The organism is Porphyromonas somerae DSM 23386, assembly GCF_000372405.1.
In the GTDB taxonomy this organism is placed as follows: Bacteria; Bacteroidota; Bacteroidia; order Bacteroidales; family Porphyromonadaceae; genus Porphyromonas_A; species Porphyromonas_A somerae.
This window is the reverse complement of record NZ_AQVC01000007.1, coordinates 69,284-77,368: the sequence shown is the minus strand read 5'-3', so window position 1 is coordinate 77,368 and position 8,085 is coordinate 69,284. Positions and strand designations below refer to the sequence as shown.

6 protein-coding genes and 2 pseudogenes are annotated in these 8,085 nt (G+C 37.5%); 5 read left to right on the top strand and 3 right to left on the bottom strand.

Annotated elements, in window-relative coordinates; genetic code table 11:
- Positions 1 to 163, top strand: a pseudogene (locus tag A3GK_RS11850) (IS256 family transposase); the annotation flags it as partial.
- 190 nt (positions 164 to 353) lie between these two features.
- On the opposite strand, the gene A3GK_RS0102235 reads toward A3GK_RS11850, so the two are convergent.
- The 3 genes from A3GK_RS0102235 to A3GK_RS0102225 are packed head-to-tail and all read right to left on the bottom strand — an operon-like array spanning position 354 to position 2,849.
- Entirely contained in the window at positions 354 to 1,544 is a 1,191-nt protein-coding gene (locus tag A3GK_RS0102235) for a TIR domain-containing protein (protein ID WP_018027907.1), read from the bottom strand.
- Positions 1,544 to 1,993 carry a hypothetical protein gene (locus tag A3GK_RS0102230; protein ID WP_018027906.1) on the bottom strand — a complete coding sequence of 150 codons (450 nt, stop codon included), beginning with the start codon at positions 1,991 to 1,993 and terminating at the stop codon, positions 1,544 to 1,546. Before A3GK_RS0102230 ends, A3GK_RS0102235 begins: the two co-directional genes overlap by 1 nt.
- 1 nt (position 1,994) lies before the next feature.
- Positions 1,995 to 2,849 (bottom strand): TIR domain-containing protein, encoded by an 855-nt coding sequence (locus A3GK_RS0102225; RefSeq protein ID WP_018027905.1) that lies wholly within the window; start codon positions 2,847 to 2,849, stop codon positions 1,995 to 1,997.
- A gap of 188 nt (positions 2,850 to 3,037) precedes the next feature.
- On the opposite strand from A3GK_RS0102225, the gene A3GK_RS10950 reads away from it, so the two are divergent.
- The 4 genes and pseudogenes from A3GK_RS10950 to A3GK_RS0102200 all read left to right on the top strand — a co-directional run bounded on the left by A3GK_RS10950 (position 3,038) and on the right by A3GK_RS0102200 (position 7,926).
- Positions 3,038 to 3,322 carry a hypothetical protein gene (locus A3GK_RS10950; protein WP_018027904.1) on the top strand — a complete coding sequence of 95 codons (285 nt, stop codon included), beginning with the start codon at positions 3,038 to 3,040 and terminating at the stop codon, positions 3,320 to 3,322.
- A 266-nt stretch (positions 3,323 to 3,588) separates the two neighbouring features.
- Positions 3,589 to 4,400, top strand: a pseudogene (locus tag A3GK_RS11845) (hypothetical protein); the annotation flags it as partial.
- A gap of 100 nt (positions 4,401 to 4,500) precedes the next feature.
- Positions 4,501 to 4,695 carry a helix-turn-helix transcriptional regulator gene (locus A3GK_RS0102205; RefSeq protein WP_018027901.1) on the top strand — a complete coding sequence of 65 codons (195 nt, stop codon included), beginning with the start codon at positions 4,501 to 4,503 and terminating at the stop codon, positions 4,693 to 4,695.
- 42 nt (positions 4,696 to 4,737) lie between these two features.
- On the top strand, positions 4,738 to 7,926 hold the full coding sequence (locus A3GK_RS0102200) for a hypothetical protein (protein ID WP_018027900.1): 3,189 nt from the start codon (positions 4,738 to 4,740) through the stop codon (positions 7,924 to 7,926).
- The last annotated feature ends 159 nt before the right edge of the window (positions 7,927 to 8,085 follow it).

Here is an 8,085-nt window from a genome sequence, read left to right as displayed (position 1 = left end):
ACTGGATAGAGCGCTTTAATCGCAAATAAAGAAGGGAGCGACCTATAAATGCGCCTTTCCAAGTGTTGATTCTGCACTTCATCTGGTAGGGAGCATCGCCCTTAATTCCTCCTATTTAGGGAAGAGAATAGGCGATCTTATAGGTGGACTGAGGAAGCTATAACATTCAGAAAGATAACGAGATGCGCTTTACTTCCCAACACAAAGCTATCAACCAAAAAGAATACGGCAAGGCGGTGTCTCCGCTGCGCTACGACAGCCTTGCCTTAATTCTTTCTTGGTCTATCTTTGTCGTTTATGGGAAGCAAAGCGAAAAAAATAAGTACATTTGCAGTTCAAAGAGGCATTCTGCCTTACACACTTTTTGGGATACTACCGACAATCCATTCTTTTATAGGCTTTTGTCCTTCTTCTGTTTCCACAAATAATTTTTCTCCTTTAACAATCACGGTTGGATATATTTCCATGTAGGGTTCCTTGTCGATATTTTCAGGGTTGTAAATGCAAATCTTGCCTTTCATCGCATGGATGAAGCCGAGTTCCCAAGGTATCCATTTTGAATTTTGACTTGCTTTTGTATGCACATAAAGCAGAGCCTTTGATGATTTCAATCTTTCAATAATGGTGTTGGCTGTGTTGACATTCGTAAGTTCTCGTTTTAGTGCGTTTCTGTCACAAACCCAATCTATGTAAACGTTAATATTACTATGATTCAGTATTGATTTTAGCTTTAGAAGTAACTCACTATCAATGGAACTATGAGAGAGAAATAAATCATACTCTTTCATTCGCTCTAACTGGGAATTATAGATGGATCGGATTAAATCGTCCGGAGTATTGATGGGTTTTGGCACTTCCGTATCCCCTGCTCTTTTTTTCTTTCTATTTTTTCTCAAGCGAACTTCCTTTTCATTAAATTTTTGTAAAGTAAGGAATGCAAAATATCGAAGATGGTAGTTTCTTTCCGAAGCGTTTACTTTGTGAAGGAATTTTATGGTAACAGGACTTTTATACTTAGAGGCTTCGACTAAGATTGCATATCGGGTGTCAACATCAGTAGGATCAGCGTGTTTGCAAAGAAAATAGGTCTGGATATAGTAGTTTGAATAAGAGGGGGTTGCCTCCTGTATGTATTTTTGGTTTGCTCTTAATTTAGCCTCTCTTTTCTCCCTTTTCTTCGCACATTCTCTAAGCAGAGAATTTCTGAATTTCTCCCTTTCTTCGGAGTGCAAGATAAGTTTATCATGCAGTGCGCTATTGTTTATTATTGGTGTTGATACTTTTTTGATGTATTTATCAGGAGACGGAAAGAAATATCGCTTGGGAAATCCTTTCTTTTTCAAACCCTCATCCATTCTTTGATACTCCTTAGCCTTGGAACAAACATCATCCCATAGATACGAGTACAAAATCTTAAACTCGGATAAAAAATCTTCAAATAAAAACCCTTTGGTCATTACTGATAACACGTTGCGAATGGGTTTTCTAAGAGTCTTTTGGAAACGGACTAATTCAGCTTGGTATTTTCTTCTTGTACGGCCCATTATGCAATGTAGCCAAAGATTAAAACGACTATAGCCACTATCAAATAAAACGGAGTTGTGGAAACAGACTTCATTGCTTTGAATGTACTGCAAATTTGCTTGCATCCGCCTTTGAGTTCTCTTACTTTATACAAACATTCTTCATAGTCTTCATCTTTATGAATGCGTTCCAAGAATTTCTCTTGGGATGAGATATACAATCGCTCTAATCCCAAGTAATAACAATCAAGTAAGTAAAATAGTCCTATAGGAATGAAACAAATCCATGCATTCGGTATTTGCATGTTCTGATCTACAAGAAGGACCAACATCGCTGCAATTAGGGTAATTGTCCAGCTTTTACAGTTGGCACTATTCCCGGCCATTCTATTAATGATGCCTTGAAGCATTGATATGTGAGCTTGTACTGCTGAGCTTTCTAAAACCTCCAATATTTTATTACGCTCCATCTTATTGTTTCTTTATTTCATATAATTTATCTAATGCGTGAACCCTTAAATCATTAGAAAACTGTGGAAGTTCACTATGCGAATCTATATTCTTCCATGTTTCTTTCCATTTTATTAGATCATTTACATTAATATCAACAAGATGTTCAGTTGGTAAATTGTATTGGATTTTAAGTGCCCCACCATCAGAGAATGTTCGAGATTCCATAAGTGCCTGATTTCTGAACTCTTCAAGATTCTTCTTTCTGATAAGTTGAGACATCGTAATCTCAGAATAAATCCAAGGCGATTCGGTATGACTAATAATAGAATCTGGTGTAATTGAATTAGGCGTATTTAAGAAAAATAAGCACTCTGAGTTGTCTATCATTTGAGCAAGTGCAACAGAGAGCATCATATGTACATGACTCGTTGAGTAATTCCTTTTGTTATAACTATATGTTTGCCCATCATTATTGATGCAAAAGTCATTGTCGATTTGCCTTAGAAGATCATTCGAATATCCCCAAACGCACGAGTCAATAAATGTAGTAAGTCCAAAAATCGTTTTTAACCAGCCCGCAAGAGCAGTAGCAAGTTTCTCATCTTTGTGTGAGTGCGAAATGAATACATCAGCCTTGACTTGCGGGAACCAATTTGCTTGCATCTTACTTCCATCAAGATAACCATGAACGCTTACAAAAGAGTTTATCTTTTCCTTAATTGTTTTTTTGGGGAGTAAGATACTCTTAGAACCTATTTCTTGTAAATGTTTGAAGTAGCCAAGCTCGAACTGATTTTTCCTTAATGATAAATTGAATCCTCTATACATAGTTAATGTTAAATTATTGGTTTTGTTTTTGGCAAAGTTACTCATTTTTAATTCAAAGGACAAATTAACTGGTTAGAAAAGTGACTTATCCCAAGTTTGCCCCCTAGAGTATATTTTGGGGTGGTTTTTGGGAGTTTTGAGGAGTGAAATGCTGATTTCATCAGGGTAGTTGTTTTTGAAATCGAAATGTAGTACACAGCGGTGGATTTTTTTATCCTTACCTTTGTGGCACTATGCATTTTATTTCGCAGACAAGATATAATCCAGATTCTGGCAAGGACGAAAAGTACTACCGCATCAAAGAGCCTTTTCGGGATAAGTTGGGGAGAGTGCGTTCGCGTATTCTGCTCAACGTCGGATTTTGGTCTGGTCTGACGCCAGAAGAAGTCCATGACGTTGGGAGAGGGCTTACTTTCCTTCAGGAGCATAGAGATGAGGTGGCTCTGTTTGATGATCTATTTAATGAGTATAGTGAGCAGACGCGCCTTCACATCAGTAGGTTTTGGAGTGAAATGTAGAGAGCGGAGCCATTGATATTTCTCGTCAGGTGATCAAAGAGTCGGAGGCGAAAGCCCGTAAGATGCTTGACTCAGAGAGCGTTAAGCACACCGATGTCAGGGAGCTTGGAGCAGAATGGATGACCCTACAATCTATCCGACAACTTCGGATAGAGGAGTTTCTAAAGGAACAAGGCTGGTCCGACCGACGAATAAAAGCCGCCATTTCTATGTTGATGGTCCGCACTGTATATTGCTCCTCGGAGTTTAAAAGCCGTGCAATCCTTAGGGACAACTCCGCCACCTGTGAATTGGTCTACGGAGAGGAGGAAGAGTCGCTTGGGTATAGAGCTATGTACAATGTTGCCCCTGAGCTATATGCTATCAAGAGCGAGCTGGAGCAGCACCTTTGCCGAGTGACAGACAACCTATTCAATCAAGAGAATAGGATCCTACTTTTTGATCTCACCAACTTCTATTTTGAGGGAAGTAAGCGGAGTAGTCAAAAAGCTAAGTTCGGACGGAGTAAAGAGAGAAAGAGCGATTTGAGCTGGAGCTGACGAAAGCTAAGCAAAGTCTCTCACGAAAAGGCGGCACCAAGACCTATGAAAAGGTGATTGAACGCATCGGGCGAGCCATGCAGAAACACCCCTCCATTGCCAAATTCTGCGACATTAAATACACAAGAAGCACAGCCAATCCAAAGCTGATGTCAGACCTCTCTTGGAGTCCACATGGAGAGGAACAGGCAATAGCAGAGTATGGAGCCTACTATCTTCGGACGAATGTCAGCACTCTAGATGAGAAAAGCATCTGGGACTACTACAACCTTATACGAGAGATAGAGTGTACCAACCGTCAACTCAAAACAGACCTCAACCTACGCCCCATATACCACCAAACAGACGAACGCTCCGAAGCACACCTTTTCTTCGGACTCCTCGCCTACTGGGTGGTCAATAACATACGTGTACAACTGAAAGAAAAAGGAATCAGACATTATTGGAAAGAGATCGTCCGAATAATGTCCACCCAAAAAGCAGTTACGACGGAAGCCACCAATATGCTAGGAGAAAAGGTAATCCTCCTTTTCTGTACCTACTAAAAGATTTAAGGGAATGAGAAAATAAATCCTCATTCCCTTTTTATATGCTATTTTATTTCATATCTTTGCACTATCAAACAGAATATTGAACGCGATGGATAAACCCATGAATCGAATAAAAGAAGTGCTTGAGGAGAAAGGAATCAAGCAAACATGGCTTGCCGAAAAACTCGGCAAAAGCTTTAGCATTGTCAATGCCTATGTCTGCAACCGCCGTCAACCAAGCCTCGAAACCCTCTTCCAGATTGCGGAGATATTGGGGGTAAAACCAAGAGACATTATAGAATAATGATTAGAGATAATAAGATAACACTATCTACTTGAACCTAAAATGGAACAACAGTCAAATACAATTACAACAGTGCATGAACTCGTCGCATATTATCGTAAATTAAGACCTGAGAAATTCTCTGACTCGAAAATTGAGTACGAAATTCCTCTAACAAAAGAATTATTTGAAAAACAGCTCGAAACACTGTCTACTAAAAAGATGCAGAGCAATTTTGAGAATTTCATCGTGAGATGTGCCGAAAGACTTATTACACCTAACATCAAGCCTCAAACGGGTCCTGATGGAGGTGGTGATGGAAAGGTGGATGCTGAAACCTACGAAATAACGACCGATATTTCAGACAAATGGTATGTAGCTGATGGTGGTGCATCAGGAAAAGAGAAATGGGCTTTTGCTATTAGCTGTAAAAAACAGTGGAAACCAAAGGTTACAACAGATATAGAAAAGATTGCAAATACCAAACGAGGATATACGAGAGCTCTTTTTTTCTCGAATCAATTCATAAAGTCCAGTATAAGAGCTGATGTTGAAACAGATTTATCAAATAAATTCAATATTAAAGTTTCGATTTTCGATGCACTTTGGTGTATAAATGCAGTCTTTCATCATGGATGCAAAGACATAGCCTTGGATTGTTTGAATTTTTCCGATGAGTACAAAAAGAAAAGGGAGAAAATAGGAATCTTGGATAAACAGAGGCAGGAGCGACTGGAGGAAATCGAAAAGAGTATTTTATCCCGTCAAATAAATGATGTTGATACAGGCTATATAGATGAATTGCAAGAGGCTTGTATTCTCAGCAGAGGTTTAGAGCGTCCACGTAAAGAAACTGAAGGTCGTTTTAGTCGGGCGTTACGTGAGTGTGAACATCATGGTTCCACTCAACAAAAGTTCAATATAATCTATGATCATGCTTGGACTAGTTTCTTCTGGTTTGAGGATATTGATGCAGTTCACAAGGATCTTTTGGAACTTAAAGAATTCGTAAATGATAACTGTTCTGTTATTCGCATAGAGAAGATGACAAACATATTAACTAATTTAATTAATGCAGAGCGAGCAGGGCTAATTGATTCAAAAAAGGTAGAACCGGAAATTAAATACATAAAAGAACTGTGTAATACATTAGAAAAGAGAGGAGATAAGCCCTCTAGTCTCTTATTTTTGCGTTTGTATATTGCCGAGCAAAGGTTAATAAGTCGTTTATTATCTAAAGAACCAATAAATGAGGACATTGATGCAATCAGACCGCTATTATTAGAAGCCCCTTCTCATCTTGAAATCAGCTTTGAAGCTCAATATCAAATAATTACAAATTTAAACAAAGTGATTGATGATAATCCAAAATATGAAGACTTTGTTGATGAGCTTACGTCAATAGTGAGGAAAACAAACTCAGAGCAAGCAGCTGCAAGAATAGAAATGGATCGTGCCATAGCTTTAGTGAATAAAAAAAGGTTTAAGCAAGCAATTCGTCATTTCAGTTTTTGCATACATCCTTTTGAAAAAGAAGAATGTATGGAAGAGTTAATCAAAACTTCTGGCATGATGGGTATTGCAATGTATGAGATCGGTTTACCTTTTAGTGCAATGGCTTACCTAGTAAAAGCAGCTTCGATATTGCTCAAAACATTTTACGCTTCAGGCAATATTCCACATCTTTTAATGACAGTGTTGCAGAAACTTTGTGAGATTGAGTTAATGCTTGGAAGGCTTGTTATGTATTTGAACTGGTATGAACTAATGATAACGATTTCCCATAATGGACAGTTTGCTGAAGAGGAAAATTTTAACAAGACTAATATACTTCATGATGGAGCTTGGGCATGTCGTTTCGCTGCATCTGATTTGGGAAATCCAGTGATGAGTTTTCTGCCAGATATACTAGAAAGAATAGAAATGTTTCAATCTTCAGGATATTTAAAGTTTTCTCTAGGATATGCAGATGAATTAGATGAAGAAGTTAGCAATATTTTTGCTCAAGATGGCTGGCAGGATAAAATGCTTAATCAACCCGTGTTCGAGCAGTTCTTATGTGATTTGAATATTTCTACTAACGGACAGGTAAAGTTGCAAACAACCGTAAATAATTGCACCCTATATGTTACTTATGAAAACAGTTGTCAAAACCAAATTGTTGCGGAAATATTCTTGGGGGCAATCGAGTCAATGCTAGCAACAATGGAAATATTCGAAGTATTAACTATTACTCCCAAAGTGTATATTGAAATTACTGAAACAACGGGCAAATCAGAATTAAGACCATTAGAAAGATCAAATGAATATGAGCTCTGTATTAATTTGAATTATACTGACAAGGATTTGTGGGAATGTATTTCTATGTTTATAGCATCTTTCTTAAGTCGAAATTCTATGTCAAAAGAAGATTTGATGAAGATGCTTCAGTGTAAACAAGACGGTGAGAAACTTATGGATAGAGTAAGTAACTTATTGCAAGTAAAGCAGTCGATATCTAATGTCCTTGGAAATACATTTAAGAGCAAAATAGAGGATTGGAAAAAGGAATCAGATAAGACTTACCCTTTACGGAACAAGGACTTCAAATATAACCCTAAAAATTACAGTAATAAGAAACAAAAAATATCTTTTTATAGTATTAATAATGAGATGGATATATGGGAAGATGCTGGTTGGAGCGGTTGTGGATTTGTATTTGATAAACTTAAATCTACACCTCCAATATTTGGGCTTGCTTTTGAAAATTTAGAACGTGGAAAGCAAATTATTACAGAGTGGAGGGCTAAAACAGAAAAAGGAGCACCTTCTGTAACCATCTACATTATTAGAGGTGTTGATAAAGACAATCCAACATCGTATCGAGTATGTGTAGCTCCAGATGTAAAAAAAGAAGGAATTAAAGAAAGGCGCTATTTTGCCTCTATGTGTCGAAAACACACGATGAAGCCTAGAAACAATTGGAATCTTGATACTTTTGAGCGTTTATACAAACAATTTGGTGGTTGTTGGTTTACGGCATTTCAAATAGATAACGATAAGCAGATAATAATGCCCGAAAATTTTAACGATGCATTTAAGTTTACGACTATCGAATTCCGAAATGCTTGGGAAATAAGACTAGATGATATGGCAACTTTAGCATTAAACCCTGATGATGAACCTTTTATACCAGAAAGCAAAAAAGATATAGCACCTGTATTAGAAGTAATCGATATGTTTCGAAAGTTAAGAGCTGGATATGAAAGATGACTTATAAGGGAAAAGAATTTGATGACTCTACTATTATGACTTTGGATATAAACAGTCAAAATGAGAACGCATGAGTATTTTATGCGTAAGCGGACTTTAAAATTATTAGACATTCTTCCAAAATGGGATGGGTAAAGACTGCTCAATATTGCATATAAA

Excerpts from the sequence above, each read along its gene's own strand:
- A3GK_RS0102235 (WP_018027907.1), bottom strand. The coding sequence starts at position 1,544 with ATGGGCCGTACAAGAAGAAAATACCAAGCTGAATTAGTCCGTTTCCAA.
- A3GK_RS0102230 (WP_018027906.1), bottom strand. The coding sequence starts at position 1,993 with ATGGAGCGTAATAAAATATTGGAGGTTTTAGAAAGCTCAGCAGTACAA.
- A3GK_RS0102225 (WP_018027905.1), bottom strand. The coding sequence starts at position 2,849 with ATGAGTAACTTTGCCAAAAACAAAACCAATAATTTAACATTAACTATG.
- A3GK_RS10950 (WP_018027904.1), top strand. The coding sequence starts at position 3,038 with ATGCATTTTATTTCGCAGACAAGATATAATCCAGATTCTGGCAAGGAC.
- A3GK_RS0102205 (WP_018027901.1), top strand. The coding sequence starts at position 4,501 with ATGGATAAACCCATGAATCGAATAAAAGAAGTGCTTGAGGAGAAAGGA.
- A3GK_RS0102200 (WP_018027900.1), top strand. The coding sequence starts at position 4,738 with ATGGAACAACAGTCAAATACAATTACAACAGTGCATGAACTCGTCGCA.